This is a genomic window from Mariniflexile gromovii (genome assembly GCF_017814435.1).
GTDB classification, from domain to species: domain Bacteria; phylum Bacteroidota; class Bacteroidia; order Flavobacteriales; family Flavobacteriaceae; genus Mariniflexile; species Mariniflexile gromovii.
Genome location: NZ_JAGJCB010000004.1, coordinates 1 through 16,199, shown reverse-complemented (window position 1 = coordinate 16,199; position 16,199 = coordinate 1). Strand labels below are relative to the sequence as shown.

Below are 16,199 nucleotides of genomic sequence, written 5' to 3'. Positions count from 1 at the left end.
TAAAAATAAAATCCCTATTAAGTCTATATATTTAATAGGAATTAAATATATTTGTCAAAATAATAAATGCATAATTTATGCGAAAAGGCAAATATATCAGTTTAGGAATTCTGTTCCTTATTTTAATACATTTCAGGGGGAATGCCCAAAAGAATGTAGATAATCAACAGCTTTTATGGGTTAGGTATAATCTTAAATTAAAGATTAATAACACATACCAAATACGTCAAGAGTTTGAAGAAAGAACATATTGGTTTCCTTGGCGGCAACATCAAATGCTTTCAAAAACACATTTGGAGCGTTCTTTAGGAAATGGTTGGATTGCTGGTGTTGGATTAACTTATTCAGAACAATCGCTTCCTAATAATCCCAATATCTCGGATACCTATAATGTTGCAGAAATACGACCTCAAGCAGAAATTTATAATAAGCAAATTTTAACAAATTCACTAAATTTAGAACACCGGTATTGGGCAGAGTTTAGGTTTTTTGAACAGCCCGATGGTTCATTTGAATTTTCAAATTCTAGAATGCGTTACAAGTTAGAGTTGCAATATAATCCTGTAAAAAAAGCAACCGTAAAAGTCTTTGATGAAATCCTTATCAATGTTGGTAGTTCAATTACTAATAATGTGTTTGACCAAAATAGATATGGCGGCAGTGTTCAGTATATGCCTTCAGAAGATTTCGGATTTGAATTAGGTTACATCAACTGGTTTCAGCAAAGACCATCGGGTGTAGATCTCTATAATAGAAACATTGTTCGGTTAACTTTTCATCATAATATCAATCTTAAAAAGAATAAATCGCATGTCTGAATTATTTAATGTTTTAACCATACCGTTCCTTTTGGCTATGTTTTTGGCAGTAACCATGGGAGGTAGCGGAACCGCACCTTCATTTTCAGCGGCCTATGGTGCCAATGTTATAAAACGTAGTGTTATACCAGGTTTATTTGGTGTTATGGTATTGGCAGGTGCTTTAATTGCAGGCAAACAAGTTTCTTTAACTTTGGGTGATGGCCTATTAGACCATTCGTTTTTTACGCCTGTTAATACGTCTATAATATTATTATCAGTGGCTTTGTCGTTATTGATTTCTAATTTAATAGGTGTTCCACAATCTACCAGTCAATCCACAGTATTGGCTATTGCCGGGGCCGCCACAGCTTTAAATGGGCTAAACACTCGTAAACTATTCTTTGAAATTATTCCTTTTTGGGTTTTGTTACCAATTATATCATTTTTAATAATGTTTTTTCTTACTAAGTGGGTGTTTCCTGTTTTGAAAAGTAAAGTGCTTACATATAAATTTGGTGAAATAAATCAAAACGGTAAATGGCTAAAAGTACTTTTGGTTTTATCCTCGTTATATGTAGCGTTTTCAATTGGTGCCAATAACGTAGCAAATGCTGCCGCACCCATTGCATCATTAACAGCAAATGAAATAGGATCGGACAGTATTAAAAATTTCATGCCCATAATTATTTTATCGGTTTTAATTGTAGCACCTTGTTTTGCTATAGGAAGTTCACTTTTAGGGCATAAAGTAACCGAAACAACAGGGAAAGAAATAATAGAAGTCACCCCGTTTTATGCTACTGTTATAGCCATTATAGTTGCCAGCCTCCTTATTTTTGCTTCGGTAACTAAAGGCATACCAACTTCGCTTGTACAACTAAATGGCGCCGCTTTTATAGCTTTAAGTATTAGTAAAAAAGGCTTAAAAAGCACTTTTAAAAATAAAATAGTGAGACGTTTTTTTGTTGTTTGGAGTGTTGCACCTATCTTTTCTTATTTTCTAACGCTTATTTTGATTAGTATGTTTAAATAGTTGTACTAATACCGAATAGTTATACCTAAAATTTAAATTGATTTGATACTGTAGGATTGAGTTTGATTTTGTAGAAAAAATCGACTATCTTCGTTTGGCTTCGAATATGATTTATTGAAATGGAATTATGTTCGTTATATGTTAGGGGAATTAAAATAAAACGAAATTCATTGAATAAAATATCTCAAATAACTAGACAAAATATATTTGATTTTATCCAAGTTGAAGGGTTTTGGTGGGCTGGGAGACTTGAAGAATCTAATTTTCTGTCACGAATGTTTGATTTGGAAAATATGCCTTCTTATGACAGTCGCTTCCCGAATGCCGCTGGAGATATTTGGCAACATAGAGTTAATAATTATGATTGGGAAGATAATTGGATTTTTAATGATGATAGATTCAACCTTTTAAATTGTCACGATTCCAAATTATTGGATTTCCTTTGTGAAATGATTCACCCTTTAGTTAGAGCAAATATAGAAGAGGTGAATAAATTACTTCAGATTTTTAATGATAATTTAGCTGAGGATAATTTCGAAATTGTTGAAAAGACACGAATATCGAATAAGCCAATTTTTGTAGGCAGGATTAAAATAAATGGTAAGGAATCTATAGAAAAGAAAGGTAAAGAAATAAAACAGATTTTAAATGCTGATTACGTTTCTCAACAAATAAATTTAATGGAATCTTCAATTGAGAATTCACCACATATTTCTATTGGTTTAGCTAAAGAATTAATTGAAACTTCGTGTAAATCGATATTTGACGAAAGAGAAGAAGAATATGATAAAAATTGGGACTTACCGAAATTGATGAAAGAAACCACTAAATTATTAAAACTAACACCAGATGATATTCCGAACGAGGCGAAAGCTGCAAGTTCAATAAAACAAATCTTAGGAAGTTTATCGTCAGTCGTTCAGGGAATTGGAGAAGTAAGAAACGAATATGGTAGCGGACACGGAAAAGACGGGAAATTTAAAGGTTTGCAGCCAAGACACGCAAAATTAGCAGTAGGTGCAGCTTCTACTTTGGCTATATATTTATTAGAAACACACGGACTGAAAAAATAATTTTATTTCTCCTCTAATTTTGAAAATCAGTTAGGATTTTTAATTAGGTGTGTACCTATAACGTTAAGTGCTAACCCATGTAAGTACTGATAGTCTAAACCCTTCAACGAACACAAAATCTCTATAAATCCTCCTCAATCAACTCTACACCAACCACTTGTTTTATAGGGTAAACCGAAGGTCCAAACTGGTTAAATACAGCAACATCGGCAGCGTCATGCCCGTAGCCAATAGCCACATAACCACCTTTGGGTCCGTGTTGGGTAGCATCAAAGGTGTACCAACGTCCGCCAACGTAAGCTTCAAACCATGCATGCATATCCATAGGTTCTAAATGGTGCAAATAGCCTACCACCATACGCGCAGGAATACTCAAACTTCTACATAAGGCAATGCCCAAATGCGCTAAATCTCTACACACTCCAGATTGTCTGTAATTAACCTCGATGGCTGAAATAGGGTAGTCGCTACTCCCAGGAATATAGCTAATAGTATTTCGTAACCACGTTTCAATGGCAGCTACTTGGTTGTAACCCGGCAATTGGTTTGCGGTTATTTCCATAGCTAAATCGTTAAATCTATCGGACTCACAATAACGGCTTGGTAATAAATAATTTAAAAGGTTGTGTGGTAAATTTTGGATGTCTATAAACGGCGCATCAAAAGCTGTATCAACAAATTGAGATGTTTTAACATCGGCCGTTGTGTGTATAGAAAAATATCCTGGAGGCGCCACCAATCTTTGGCATAAATTCCCATAATCATCCGTAAATTCTACTACCGGAACATTTGGTTTAATTTTAAATTCATCGCGGGCTACCCATTGATGTTCGCCACTTCTAGGACGTAACATAAGAATAAATGGCGTAGGAACTTCTATTTCAAATAATAAGTCGCAACCAACTCTTAACCACATAAATCCATATATTAAAATACTAATTCAAAATTAAGCGATTAATTGCAAATTTTAGAACTGTTTATATTATTTGATTGGGTTTTAGTAAATTAAAATTGATAATAAAATGAAATGGCTATTTATTGAGTTATTAATAATTTTAATAGCATTTTCATGCCAATGGTTGCATTTTCTGCAACAACTGTTAAATTTTGTTTGCTCTCCATGTTTGGTTTCGGATCTATAAAATACGTTGGCGTATTTTCAGGAACATAATGTCTTAAACCAGAAGCAGGATATACTTGCATAGAAGTGCCAATAATTAGTAAAACATCGGCAGTTTCGCAAATTTCCCTAGCTTTATTAATCATGGGCACCTCTTCGCCAAACCATACAATATGGGGTCGTAATTGGTGTCCGTTGGGGCAAGTATCGCCTAAATGAATATCTGTTTTACAATCAAATAAGGTAAAAGGGTCTACAATATTTCTCGATTTCAGTAATTCGCCGTGTAAATGAATCACGTTACTGCTTCCTGCGCGTTCGTGTAAATCATCCACATTTTGGGTAATGATGGAAACGGTAAAATCCTTTTCAAGTTTTGCCAAATCAATATGTGCGGAGTTTGGTTCTACTTCAAATAACTGTTTGCGACGTTGGTTGTAAAAATCCAATACCAATTCAGGATTTGCAGCAAAACCTTCGGGAGTGGCAACTTCCATAACATCATGACCTTCCCATAAGCCATCGGCATCACGAAAGGTTTTTAAGCCGCTTTCGGCACTTATTCCAGCGCCTGTAAGTACAACAAGGTGTTTTTTCATGATATAAAAATAGTTATTATTTATCATTCCTGCGAAAGCAGGAATCCACTCATTTTTACTAAATTCGAAATTTAATAGAATTATGACCGACCTAAAACTCTTAGAACATCTAGAAACTTTTTTAACCGAAGCGCGCAAAGATAAATTTGAAAAAGTATTGGCACAACGCACTAAACATTTTACGGTTGCTACCGAAGATGTGTACCAATTGCATAACACCAGTGCGGTAATAAGAAGTTGCGATGTGTTTGGTATACAGGAAGTTAATATTGTTGAAGAACGCAACTCCAAACGTATTGATAGGGAGATTGCCATGGGTGCCCAAAAATGGGTAGATTTAAACCGATTTCACACAGTTAAGATTGCATCAAGCAATTAAAGCAAAATGGTTACCAAATAGTTGCCACCACACCACATGCCAACGATTGCGAATTGCACGCGTTTGATGTTACTAAAAAATCTTGTTTTTTCTTTGGAAGGGAAACCGAAGGTCTATCGGAAGAGGTTTTGAAAGCAGCCGATTGCTATTTGAAAATTCCTATGGTTGGTTTTACCGAAAGTTTGAATATATCGGTATCGGCAGCTATTATTCTACAACATGTTACTACAAGGCTAAAACAAACTGATATTAATTGGAAGTTAACGGAAACTGAGTTGATTGAAAAACGTTTTGATTGGATAAAGAAAACGATTAAAAGTTATGATGACATTGTTGCGAGATATTATGAAAAATAAAAAAGGAAGCAAATGCTTCCTTTTCTTTTAAATTTTATTTTCGGCTTCTATTTAAAACCTTGTATTCTTCGTAACATTCGCTAATGGCATCTAATATTTGGAGATCGTTAGCGGTTTGTATAAAGCCTTTGGAATAGTTGCATTGACTAACAATTTCATCTAAATCAACCCGGTCAACTTGTAATAATGCCATAAGCATTTCTCTATCAAAACGTGAAGCCAAAAGGTTTCTAATTTCGTCGTCCTCCTTCATCTTTTTCAACTTACGCATTTCGTTCGGGTTTTTACCAAACATACGGTGCAGAAAATCGGCAGGATTGAATATAGAACCAATAATTTTTGTAATAGTTGATGATTTTCCAGCTTCATAGCCGCTAGGCAAACCAGAAATACTATAACGGTAATTATTATTAATTGTAGGCACTTGTTTGATGTCTACTTCCAAATACCCCGTTAATTTTAATTGATTTACAACCACTTCTTCCAGTGCCAATGCCAATTCGGTAAGTTCAATTTTAGAACTGCCAAATTTTAACCAGTCGTTGGTAACACGCACTTTTATAGATTTAAATCCTAAATAGGAAAAATGCAGCGTGTCATTAACTTTGGCAACAATTTGAAAGCTTCCTTCTTTATTGGTTGCTGTTCCCTTTACCTGATTAAGGTTTACGATGTTTACGCTTTCAAGTGGCTCGCCATTTGAGGCATTTACAACCACTCCCATCACACTGTTTAATTCTTGAGCCATTGTTATGGATGAGATAAATAAACATATAAACAGGAGTAGGTAATTCTTCATGCAATTAATGGGTTAAGGTAAAATACGGTTATAAAAGTACTAAACAAAACATGAATAATAAATTTATAGGTTTTATTTTGACTTAAAATTAACAAACGGCTTTAACTAACGTCTAGAGCGTCTTGGTCTTGAAATACCAGAATCACTTGGTTTTGAATCACCACCCGAACGTCTTGCAGACCTGTTTGGTTCCGAACCATTTGATTTGAAATCGCCACCAGAACGTCTTGGTCTAGATTCATCACCACCGCGTCTTTCTCCTCTGTTTCCAGAATCGCCTCTAGAACTTGAACGACGTTCGCCACCGCCACGTCTTTCGCTTCGGTTTCCACCATCGCGTCTTCCGCCACCACCACGTCGGTCGTTGCGTCTTCCTCCGCCACCGCGGTTTTCAGAAACTTCAACATTTACAAAACGTCCGTTGTGTTTGTAATCGGTAAAGAAAGCAAGTATTTTATCTTTTAATTCATTTTCAGTATTGAAAAATGAGAAACTGTCTTTTACTTCCACTTTAAAAACATCGTCTCTACCAAGTTCTAAAACTTCTTTTAAGAAGTCTTTTAACTGCATCCAATCGAAACCGTCTTTACTACCAACGTTTATAAAGTAACGGGTAGAATCAGAGCTTCCACCAAAATCACGACCACCATCACGTCCGCTGTCTCTATCGCGAATATCGGCATCAGAAATATTTAGGTTTTTCGATTTTTGGTAATAGTTATAGAAACGTGTAAACTCAACCGAGAAGAATTTCTTGATTAATTCATCTTTTGACGTGTCTTCAAACAATTCATTGATGCTTGCTAAATGCTTATCAATTTCATGGTTGATTTCTGTATTATGAATTTTATTGGCAAGCGACATTAATTGTACTTCACAAATTTCAGAACCATCTGGAATATCTTTTTTCTCGAAGGCTTTATTAATAATGCGCTCGATGCTTTTTATTTTACGTACTTCACTTTTTGAAACAATAACCATAGAAACGCCTGTTTTTCCGGCACGACCTGTACGACCAGAACGGTGTGTGTAGGTTTCAATTTCATCAGGAAGTTGATAGTTTATTACGTGGGTAATATCGTCTACATCAATACCACGCGCAGCAACATCAGTCGCCACAAGCATTTGTATTTGGTTATTTCTAAACGATTTCATTACCAAATCACGTTGGTTTTGGCTTAAATCGCCATGTAAAGCGCCAGCACTATAACCATCTTCAATAAGGCGTTCGGCAACTTTTTGTGTATCATTTTTAGTTCTACAGAATACCACCGAGAAAATATCCGGATTCGCATCTGCCAAACGTTTTAAAGCATCGTAACGGTCTCTTGAATTCACTAAATAGTATTCGTGAGAAACCTGACTGGTGCTTTCATTTTTATTTCCAACAGTAATTTCCTGTGGGTTTTCCATGAATTTCTTAGCAATAGTTGCAACCTCTCTTGGCATGGTTGCAGAAAATAACCAAGTACATTTCTCTTCAGGTGTGTTTGATAAAATATCAGTGATATCTTCATAAAAACCCATGTTCAACATCTCATCAGCTTCATCTAAAACAGCATATTCTATTTTAGAAATATCAACCAATTTTCTGCTGATCATGTCTTTAATTCTACCTGGAGTCGCCACAATAATTTGCGCGCCTTTTTTAATATCTCTGGCTTGGTCTGTAATGCTAGAGCCACCGTAAACAGCCACCACGTTCAAACCTTTACAGTATTTACCGTAAAGTTTCATTTCGTTGGTAATTTGTAAACAAAGTTCGCGGGTTGGCGATAAAATCAAACCTTGTGTTGTTCTGCTATCCACATTGATTTTGTGAAGCATTGGGAAACCAAAAGCTGCAGTTTTTCCTGTTCCGGTTTGGGCCAAGGCCACTAAATCGGTTTCAGATTCTAATAAAATAGGGATTGCTTTGCTTTGTACTTCACTTGGTTTTGTAAAACCTAAATCGGTAATTGCGTGTAAAAGGTCGTCATTAAGACCTAAATCTTGGAATGTGCTCATTCTGTTGTATAAGTATTCGATTTGTTATGTAGTGTTACATAAGAAGCGAATCGACATACTTAAACCTAAACTTCTAGTAACACATCCTCACTCTGAGGAATTATTTTCAAGCGGCAAAGGTACACATTTATTTGTTATTTCAACTATGTTAAGATTTCCTTATGAATTACTGCTAAAATCTTACCTAAAATGGGGTTTTGGTTGTCTTTGTTCCAAATTAAAGATAGGGTGGTGCGTTGTGGAATCTCATTAAGTTCTATAAATTTTAAGTTCTGATTTGTTTCCGTTTGAAGTGATTTGGGTACAATGGAAACCCCAAAACCATTTTCAACCAGTTTGTAAATGGAACCTGCATGAATGGTGTTGTGTGATACTAAAGGGGAAAAACCATGGTCGTCAAAAATTTCCATGACTTTTTCATAGTAAGAAGCGCTGTATTCGGGGTCGAATAATATAAAATGATCTGCTTTGCATTGTAGCAAGGTCTTAAAATTTGAAGCATCAACAGGATGGGTTTTAGGAAGCACCAAGCAAAAAGGTTCTTTTAAAATGGGTTCAATTTCCAAGCCCCTAGGTACTTTGTCCAATCTTACAAAACCGATATCCATAGTTTTTGCAAGCAAGCCTTCTATTTGTTTGTTGTTGTCCATTTCCTTTAGACTAAACACTATATTCGGATGGTTTTTTGTGAACTTTAACAGCAACTCAGGTATAATTTTTTGCATGGCAGACCCAACGTAACCAAAGTTTAATAGCCCTTCTTTGCCATCTTCCAATAATTTGGCGTGGTGTAAAATGTCTTCTAAATTTTTAAGGTTTTTTGAAAGTGCTTCTTTTAAATACAGCCCAGCGTGTGTTAATTTTACTTCGCGGTTGTGTCTGTCAAATAGTTGAACTCCCAAGCTTTCTTCCATTTCCTTAATTTGTCGGCTTAACCCAGGTTGCGAAATAAAAAGCGATTCGGCAGCTTTTCTAAAATGTAAATGTTCGGCAACAGCCAAAAAATATTTTAAATGCCTTAATTCTATTTGATAACTCATGGTTATTAATTGGTTAAAATAATAGTCTTATTAAGCATCAAATTTATCAATAAATTTGTATGGGAAGCATGTGATAATCAATTATTTATCAATAAAATACAATGTTTGTTTACGGAACAGATCGATTAACGGTAGAAAAGGTGATGGCTATTGCCAAGGGTTCACTCAAAGGTGTTCTGACCGATTATACCATTTCAAAAATTAACGAATCGAGACGAAAAGTAGAGGTGATGGCTAATTCCAATAAGCCCATTTATGGCATTAATACGGGGTTTGGTCCTTTGTGTGATGTGAAAATTTCTCCAGATGAAACCAGTTTACTTCAAAAAAACTTATTACTGACTCATGCGGTTGGTGTGGGAAATCCTATTTCGAAAGAATTATCAAAAATCATGATGATTTGTAAGGTGCATGCTTTATGTAAGGGATTTTCAGGTATTCGATTTGAAGTTGTTGAGCGTATTATTTTTTTTATTGAAAATAACTTGATACCGGTAGTTCCGGAACAAGGCTCGGTGGGGGCTTCGGGAGATCTAGCACCTTTATCCCATTTATTTTTGCCATTAATTGGTGAAGGTGAATTTTGGCTTGGTGAAGAAGTGATTCCAGCGAAAACACTTTTAGAAAAGCACGATTTAAAACCTATTGAATTACAAGCTAAAGAAGGATTGGCCCTCATCAATGGAACACAGTTTATTTTGGCGCATGCCATAACAGGACTTTATAAAATGGCATATTTACTGGATTTAGCCGATGTTGCTGGCGCCATGAGTTTAGAAGGCTACCAAGGAAGTGAATCGCCATTTAAGGAATTGTTGCACAGCATCCGCCCTTTTAAAGGGAATTTAGAAGTGGCAAGACGCATGCGTATGTTGTTCAAGAATTCTAAAAATATAAAGTCGCATAAAAACTGCGCTCGGGTGCAAGACCCATATTCCATGCGTTGTATTCCGCAGGTGCATGGCGCTTCAAGAAATGCGTATTACCATTTAAAAGAACTCACCGATATTGAAATGAATTCGGTAACCGATAACCCCATTGTTTTAAGTGATACGGAAGCCATTTCAGGAGGGAATTTTCATGGACAACCACTGGCCATGGCTTTAGATTATGGTTCCATTGCTGCATCCGAGTTGGGAAATATTTCCGATAGACGTTGCTATTTACTCATTGAAGGCAAATATGGATTGCCCCGATTATTAACAGCAAGCGGTGGCTTAAATTCAGGGTTTATGATTCCGCAATATACCACGGCGGCTTTAGTAACCGAGAATAAATCGTTGTGTTTTCCGCCATCGGCAGATAGTATTCCAACTTCATTAGGGCAAGAAGACCATGTGTCCATGGGAAGTATTTCTGGGCGACAATTCAACCAAATATTAGGGAATATTGAAAAAATATTGGCTATCGAATTGATGTACGCTGCACAAGCCATGGAGTTTAGGCGACCTAATACTTTTTCAGATATTATAGAGAAGAACTTTCGAATTATACGCAGCAAAGTCGCCAAATTAGAAGAAGATCGCTTGCTTAAAAACGATATAGATGCTTTGGTTACTTTGGTTAAAAATCGTGCATTTATAGTAAATTAGAAGCATATGACATTTAAAGCAAACATATTACAAGGTATTCCAAAGGAGTTACCGCCACCATATCGTTTTCCGGATCATGTAAATCGCGCTCCAAAACGAAAGGATGTTTTATCAAAGCAAGAAAAAAAACTAGCTATAAAAAACGCGCTTAGATATTTCCCTAAAGATTGGCATGAGGTGTTGGCTGTAGAGTTTGCAAAGGAACTTCAAGATTTTGGGCGTATTTATATGTATCGTTTCAAGCCAACCTATAAAATGTATGCACGACCCATTTCAGACTATCCAGCAAAGTCCAAACAAGCAGCGGCCATCATGCTCATGATCCAAAATAATTTAGATCCTGCTGTGGCGCAACACCCCGAAGAATTGATAATTTACGGAGGGAACGGTGCTGTATTTCAAAATTGGGCGCAGTATTTATTGACCATGCACTATTTAGCACATATGACAGAGGAACAAACCTTGCATATGTATTCAGGGCATCCTATGGGCTTGTTTCCTTCTTCACAACATGCGCCAAGGGTTGTGGTTACTAATGGCATGATGGTTCCCAATTATTCAAAACCAGACGATTGGGAAAAATTCAACGCCTTAGGGGTTACGCAATACGGACAAATGACGGCGGGTTCCTTCATGTATATTGGTCCGCAAGGCATTGTACATGGTACAACCATTACCGTTATGAATGCATTTCGTAAAATCTTAAAAAGTGATGAAAACCCAAATGGCAAGATATTTTTAACCGCTGGGTTGGGAGGGATGAGTGGTGCGCAACCCAAAGCAGGAAATATAGCAGGTTGCATTACCGTAGCTGCCGAAGTAAATGAAAAAGCAGCAAAAAAAAGATATGAACAGGGTTGGGTAGATGTTCTCATTGATGATTTAGATGATTTAGTTTTAAGGGTGAAACAAGCCCAAGAACGGAACGAAGTGGTTTCCACAGCCTTTATAGGAAATGTGGTGGATGTTTGGGAGCGTTTTTATGATGAAGATATATTTATCCATGTAGGTTCCGATCAAACCTCGTTACATATTCCATGGACGGGAGGTTACTATCCTGTAGGACTTTCATACGAAGCATCAAACACTTTAATACGTGAAGCTCCGGAAGTGTTTAAAGAAAAAGTCCAGGAATCATTACGCAGACACGCCGAAGCTATCAACAAACACGTTTCAAGAGGCACCTATTTTTTCGATTACGGAAACGCCTTTTTGTTGGAAGCTTCAAGAGCTGGAGCCGATGTGATGGCAGAAAATAATATCGATTTTAAATATCCTTCTTATGTGCAGGATATTTTGGGCCCCATGTGTTTCGATTATGGTTTTGGTCCTTTTCGTTGGGTATGTACCTCGGGAAAACCAGAAGATTTAGATAAAACAGATGAAATTGCCATGGAAGTGCTTCAAAAAATCATGAAAAATTCGCCTGAAGAGATTCAACTTCAGATGCAAGATAATATCACTTGGATTAGAGATGCGAAGAAAAACAAGATGGTAGTAGGTTCACAAGCACGTATTTTATATGCCGATGCTGAAGGGCGCGCTAAAATAGCCCAAGCCTTTAATAATGCCATTGCAAAAGGGGACATTGGCCCCGTGGTTTTAGGTCGCGACCATCACGATGTTAGCGGCACCGATTCACCCTATCGGGAAACCTCCAATATTTACGACGGTAGTAAATTTACCTCAGATATGGCCATCCACAACGTTATAGGCGATAGCTTTAGGGGCGCCACTTGGGTGTCCATCCACAATGGTGGTGGTGTGGGTTGGGGCGAAGTGATCAATGGCGGTTTTGGCATGTTGTTGGACGGTACCAAAGCAGCCGAAGAACGCCTAAAAAACATGCTGTTTTTTGATGTGAATAATGGTATTGCCCGTAGAAGTTGGGCAAGAAACGATGAAGCCTTATTCGCCATAAAACGCGAAATGGAACGAACGCCCCATTTAAAAGTAACCATTCCCCATATGGTAGATAATCAACTATTAGAAAACCTATTTTAATGCGAACCTTATTTAAAAATATTAAAGAACTGCTGCAAGTTAGAGACCAAAACATCGCTTTTGTTTCAGGGAAGGCTATGAGTAAACTTCCCACTATAAAAGATGCTTATTTGTTGGTTGAAAATGGCCTAATAAGCGATTTTGGCACCATGGATGCGTGCCCCAATTTGGAAGCAGATACCGTAATAGATGCTACGGGTAAAATGCTATTGCCAACATGGTGCGATTCGCATACCCACATTGTATATGCTGGAAATAGGGAAAGCGAGTTTGTAGATAAAATAAAAGGACTGTCGTATCAAGAAATCGCCAACAAAGGCGGTGGTATTTTAAATTCAGCCAAAAAACTCCAAGAAACTTCAGAAGATGCCCTTTACGAGCAAAGTAAAAAACGTTTGGATGAAGTTATGGCTTTAGGTACAGGCGCTATAGAAATAAAATCGGGTTACGGCCTAACGTTGAAATCTGAACTAAAAATGCTACGCGTTATCAAACGCTTAAAAGAAAGTTATCCATTGCCCATTAAAGCCACTTTTTTGGGTGCACATGCATTTCCAAATGCATTTAAAAACAATAAAGATGGTTATATCAAATTGCTTATAGAAAACCTCTTGCCACAAGTAGCCCAAACACAATTGGCAAACTATATTGATGTGTTTTGCGAAACAGGTTATTTCTCGGTAGAAGATACCGAGCGTATTTTAAAAGCAGGAAAACAATATGGGCTTCAGCCAAAAATCCATGTCAATCAATTTACATCCCTAGGTGGCGTGCAGGTAGGCGTCAAGCACAACGCCCTTTCAGTAGACCATTTAGAAGAAATGAAAGCGGAAGATATAGACGCCTTAAAAAACACCAATACCATGCCCGTGGCATTACCAGGGTGTTCCTTTTTTTTAGGCATTCCGTACACACCAGCACGAGAGATGATAGACGCCGGTTTACCAATGGCATTAGCTACCGATTACAACCCTGGTTCGTCACCATCAGGAAACATGAATTTTGTACTGTCTACAGCCTGTATAAAAATGAAACTAACCCCCGAAGAAGCCATAAACGCAGCCACCATAAATGGAGCTTATGCGATGGGTTTAGAAAAAGAAGTAGGCAGTGTAACCATAGGTAAAAAAGCCAACGTCATACTTACCAAGCCAATAAACTCGTATGGTTTTATGCCCTACGCCTTCGGTTCCAACCACATTGAAACAGTTTTTATAAATGGGGTGAAACTCTAATTTTTTTTTTGGACGTTTTAATACGCTTTACTCATGCATTTATATTTTATATTTTGGAATTCGTGAATATAAATATTTACGCTATATCTTTTTAACGTCATTGCGAAGGAGGAACGACTGTGGTAATCTGTCTAATTTTAGTTTTGAGTTAATTTTTTTCCTGTCATGTTAAAAAGGATGCCGCTTCAATCGTTAACGCACTTTTCAGCCAAAGCCATTCTAGGGAAATGGAGATAGTGAATTTTTAATCAGTTATAGTGGTGGTTTTCTTAACCGTTATTATTATTATTATTATTATTATTATTATTATTATTATCCTTCAGATTGGAAATAACTTTTTAGAATCAATTTCATCCCCCAATTCATTGTTTCCATTGATTCCTCATTGTTTAATCCGCAAACATCCTTAGAGACTATAAATGGTTCAATTCCCATTAAAATAGTTAGTAAATTCACTAATTTCTCTCTTTCGTTTTTATTTATAGATGTGTTTTCTAAAGCAATTTGTAGCGTTTTTTTTCGCCTTGCACCTCTTTTTATTTCTGAAGGATTTGAAGCTAATACAGAACTTAAATATTTTCGAAATGCATTTTCATGGTCTATCACAAGTGTATTGTAGTAATTTTGAATCCCAAGAATTATTTCTTCAATATTTTTTTCTTTTAGGTTTGCAACAATATTTTCCGGACTTTCTGCATTCACATCTATTCCAGCTTCGTTCACTAGAATTTCAATATTTGAATAATAGCGATAAATCGTAGCTCTAGATATACCAGATTTTTTTGCAACATCTTCAAGAGTAAATTCCAGCCCCTTATTCATAAAATATTGAGCGCTGGTTAAAATTTTATTTCTTGTATCTAATTTTTGATTTATCCTACCGGATTTAACATATTCTTTATTCATGAGACAAATATCTCATAAAATTTGGATAATTCAAAATTATATTTTAAGTTTGTGAGACAAAAATCTCATAAAATGAAAAATTATAGTACAAAATGGGTTTTAGGTCATAAAATAACGACTTATGATACAACGGGTGATTACGACTTGATGATGGCAGAAACCCCAGCAATGGTTCAAGGGCCGCCACCTCATATCCATAATAATTTTAAGGAGTCTTTTTTGGTAGTAGAGGGCGAAATGGAATTTTTTATAAATGGTGAGGTTAAAAATATAAAAGCAGGAGAGTTAGTTGATATTCCTCCTAAAAGCTTGCATACGTTCTCCAATAAAAGTAACTCAACATGTAAGTGGGTAAATATTCATAGCCCCAAGGGGTTTAGTGGCTTTTTTGACACATTGGGAATACCTGCTGAAAATGAAAACGCACAACAAACATCGATTGCTCCAGAAAATTTTCAAAAAGTAATGGAAATTGCAGAAGAATTTGATATGATTATTAAAGTTTAATGGGTGTTATTTCGGTTTATTAGTGGCATTTTATCTTTTGCGTTTATAGTGATGCTGTGTTATTTGGTTCAAGTAGGTTTTTGTGCCAATCAGTTCAAAATTCAGTTTTTTTGGTAGTTCTGTAAATAATGAGGAACCTCCTCCTAATAAAACAGGAATTGTAGTAAGTATCATTTCATCTATTAGGTCCTCTTTTAGAAAACTCATGATGGTTGTTCCTCCATCAATGTATAATTTTTCAAATCCTTTTTTGTGAATTTGTTCTAAAATTTCAGTCATCGTTCCTTTTACCAAAAAAGCTTTTCCTTTATGGGTTTCAGGTATTTCTTTTAATTGATTACTTAGCACAAAAACAGGTATGCTATATGGCCAATCGATATCAAATCCTAGAACTGTTTCAAAAGTTGTTCTTCCCATTACAAGGGCGTCAATTCTGTTTGTGAATTCCACATAGCCCATATCATCATTATTTGGATTTGGAATAGAATGAAGCCAATCAATGCCACCATTTTTATCTGCAATGTAACCGTCTATACTAGTAGCTATAAATACACTATTTTTTTTGTTCATTTTATCTTTTTCTGTTTATAGGGATGCCAAGGTTTTTATAAGGATCGTATGGTTTTTAGAGTGAACCCAAAAGGTTAGACAAATTTATAATTAATTTTGATAATAATGAGCTCGATATTCAGTCGGGCTCATACCTTCTAAATTTAGTTTAATTCTTTCATTATTATAATACTTTATAT

The 16,199-nt window shown here is 36.1% G+C and carries 15 protein-coding genes and 1 pseudogene; 8 read left to right on the top strand and 8 right to left on the bottom strand.

Annotated features, from left to right (window positions below):
- The first annotated feature begins 77 nt into the window (after positions 1-77).
- From J8H85_RS05480 to J8H85_RS05470, 3 genes are all read left to right on the top strand, one after another.
- Positions 78-818 carry a DUF2490 domain-containing protein gene (locus J8H85_RS05480; RefSeq protein WP_209653431.1) on the top strand — a complete coding sequence of 247 codons (741 nt, stop codon included), beginning with the start codon at positions 78-80 and terminating at the stop codon, positions 816-818.
- Positions 811-1,833: an inorganic phosphate transporter gene (locus J8H85_RS05475; protein WP_209653429.1), complete on the top strand. Its 1,023-nt coding sequence runs from the start codon at positions 811-813 to the stop codon at positions 1,831-1,833. The genes J8H85_RS05480 and J8H85_RS05475 overlap by 8 nt, the downstream gene beginning before the upstream one ends.
- A 170-nt stretch (positions 1,834-2,003) precedes the next feature.
- A complete protein-coding gene (locus tag J8H85_RS05470; protein ID WP_209653427.1) occupies positions 2,004-2,906 on the top strand; it encodes an abortive infection family protein in 903 nt (300 codons plus the stop codon).
- A gap of 121 nt (positions 2,907-3,027) precedes the next feature.
- Here the strand turns inward: J8H85_RS05470 and J8H85_RS05465 are convergent, their stop codons facing one another.
- Positions 3,028-3,822, bottom strand: a complete 795-nt coding sequence (locus tag J8H85_RS05465) for a transglutaminase-like domain-containing protein (protein WP_209653425.1) — start codon at positions 3,820-3,822, stop codon at positions 3,028-3,030.
- 119 nt (positions 3,823-3,941) lie between these two features.
- The gene (locus tag J8H85_RS05460) at positions 3,942-4,628 is read right to left on the bottom strand and encodes an SIR2 family NAD-dependent protein deacylase (RefSeq protein ID WP_317194989.1); all 687 of its coding nucleotides are present in this window, start codon (positions 4,626-4,628) and stop codon (positions 3,942-3,944) included.
- Positions 4,629-4,707: 79 nt separating this feature from the next.
- Between J8H85_RS05460 and J8H85_RS05455 the strand changes: the two are divergent.
- Positions 4,708-5,360 (top strand): annotated as a pseudogene (locus tag J8H85_RS05455) (TrmH family RNA methyltransferase).
- A 34-nt stretch (positions 5,361-5,394) separates the two neighbouring features.
- Here J8H85_RS05455 and J8H85_RS05450 read toward each other — a convergent pair.
- From J8H85_RS05450 to J8H85_RS05440, 3 genes are all read right to left on the bottom strand, one after another.
- On the bottom strand, positions 5,395-6,159 hold the full coding sequence (locus tag J8H85_RS05450; RefSeq protein WP_209653422.1) for a carboxypeptidase-like regulatory domain-containing protein: 765 nt from the start codon (positions 6,157-6,159) through the stop codon (positions 5,395-5,397).
- 105 nt (positions 6,160-6,264) lie between these two features.
- Positions 6,265-8,166, bottom strand: coding sequence for a DEAD/DEAH box helicase (locus tag J8H85_RS05445; RefSeq protein ID WP_209653420.1), 1,902 nt, complete (start codon positions 8,164-8,166; stop codon positions 6,265-6,267).
- 143 nt (positions 8,167-8,309) lie between these two features.
- Positions 8,310-9,206: a LysR family transcriptional regulator gene (locus J8H85_RS05440; protein WP_209653418.1), complete on the bottom strand. Its 897-nt coding sequence runs from the start codon at positions 9,204-9,206 to the stop codon at positions 8,310-8,312.
- A gap of 101 nt (positions 9,207-9,307) precedes the next feature.
- Here J8H85_RS05440 and hutH point away from each other — a divergent pair, with 101 nt between their 5' ends.
- From hutH to hutI, 3 genes are read left to right on the top strand one after another with little or no spacing between them, the layout of a single operon-like run.
- On the top strand, positions 9,308-10,798 hold the full coding sequence (hutH, locus tag J8H85_RS05435) for a histidine ammonia-lyase (protein ID WP_209653416.1): 1,491 nt from the start codon (positions 9,308-9,310) through the stop codon (positions 10,796-10,798).
- Positions 10,799-10,804: 6 nt separating this feature from the next.
- Positions 10,805-12,802, top strand: a complete 1,998-nt coding sequence (locus J8H85_RS05430; protein WP_209653414.1) for a urocanate hydratase — start codon at positions 10,805-10,807, stop codon at positions 12,800-12,802.
- Complete coding sequence (hutI, locus tag J8H85_RS05425; protein WP_209653412.1) at positions 12,802-14,037, top strand: imidazolonepropionase; 1,236 nt, start codon at positions 12,802-12,804, stop codon at positions 14,035-14,037. Before J8H85_RS05430 ends, hutI begins: the two co-directional genes overlap by 1 nt.
- 312 nt (positions 14,038-14,349) lie before the next feature.
- Here hutI and J8H85_RS05420 read toward each other — a convergent pair whose 3' ends face one another.
- Positions 14,350-14,943 (bottom strand): TetR/AcrR family transcriptional regulator, encoded by a 594-nt coding sequence (locus J8H85_RS05420; protein ID WP_209653410.1) that lies wholly within the window; start codon positions 14,941-14,943, stop codon positions 14,350-14,352.
- A gap of 72 nt (positions 14,944-15,015) precedes the next feature.
- On the opposite strand from J8H85_RS05420, the gene J8H85_RS05415 reads away from it, so the two are divergent.
- Positions 15,016-15,450, top strand: coding sequence for a cupin domain-containing protein (locus J8H85_RS05415; RefSeq protein WP_209653408.1), 435 nt, complete (start codon positions 15,016-15,018; stop codon positions 15,448-15,450).
- A 30-nt stretch (positions 15,451-15,480) separates the two neighbouring features.
- Here the strand turns inward: J8H85_RS05415 and J8H85_RS05410 are convergent, their stop codons facing one another.
- Both J8H85_RS05410 and J8H85_RS19140 read right to left on the bottom strand, forming a co-directional pair.
- Positions 15,481-16,020, bottom strand: a complete 540-nt coding sequence (locus J8H85_RS05410; RefSeq protein WP_209653406.1) for a dihydrofolate reductase family protein — start codon at positions 16,018-16,020, stop codon at positions 15,481-15,483.
- Between the two features lie 90 nt (positions 16,021-16,110).
- Positions 16,111-16,197 (bottom strand): IS3 family transposase, encoded by an 87-nt coding sequence (locus J8H85_RS19140; protein WP_394368987.1) that lies wholly within the window; start codon positions 16,195-16,197, stop codon positions 16,111-16,113.
- Between the last annotated feature and the right edge of the window lie 2 nt (positions 16,198-16,199).

Bases quoted from the DNA above. Each gene is read 5' to 3' on its own strand.
- J8H85_RS05410 (WP_209653406.1), bottom strand. From the start codon at position 16,020: ATGAACAAAAAAAATAGTGTATTTATAGCTACTAGTATAGACGGTTAC.
- J8H85_RS05440 (WP_209653418.1), bottom strand. From the start codon at position 9,206: ATGAGTTATCAAATAGAATTAAGGCATTTAAAATATTTTTTGGCTGTT.
- J8H85_RS05430 (WP_209653414.1), top strand. From the start codon at position 10,805: ATGACATTTAAAGCAAACATATTACAAGGTATTCCAAAGGAGTTACCG.
- hutH (WP_209653416.1), top strand. From the start codon at position 9,308: ATGTTTGTTTACGGAACAGATCGATTAACGGTAGAAAAGGTGATGGCT.
- J8H85_RS05475 (WP_209653429.1), top strand. From the start codon at position 811: ATGTCTGAATTATTTAATGTTTTAACCATACCGTTCCTTTTGGCTATG.
- J8H85_RS05465 (WP_209653425.1), bottom strand. From the start codon at position 3,822: ATGTGGTTAAGAGTTGGTTGCGACTTATTATTTGAAATAGAAGTTCCT.
- J8H85_RS05450 (WP_209653422.1), bottom strand. From the start codon at position 6,159: ATGAAGAATTACCTACTCCTGTTTATATGTTTATTTATCTCATCCATA.
- J8H85_RS05445 (WP_209653420.1), bottom strand. From the start codon at position 8,166: ATGAGCACATTCCAAGATTTAGGTCTTAATGACGACCTTTTACACGCA.
- hutI (WP_209653412.1), top strand. From the start codon at position 12,802: ATGCGAACCTTATTTAAAAATATTAAAGAACTGCTGCAAGTTAGAGAC.
- J8H85_RS05420 (WP_209653410.1), bottom strand. From the start codon at position 14,943: ATGAATAAAGAATATGTTAAATCCGGTAGGATAAATCAAAAATTAGAT.
- J8H85_RS05415 (WP_209653408.1), top strand. From the start codon at position 15,016: ATGAAAAATTATAGTACAAAATGGGTTTTAGGTCATAAAATAACGACT.
- J8H85_RS05480 (WP_209653431.1), top strand. From the start codon at position 78: ATGCGAAAAGGCAAATATATCAGTTTAGGAATTCTGTTCCTTATTTTA.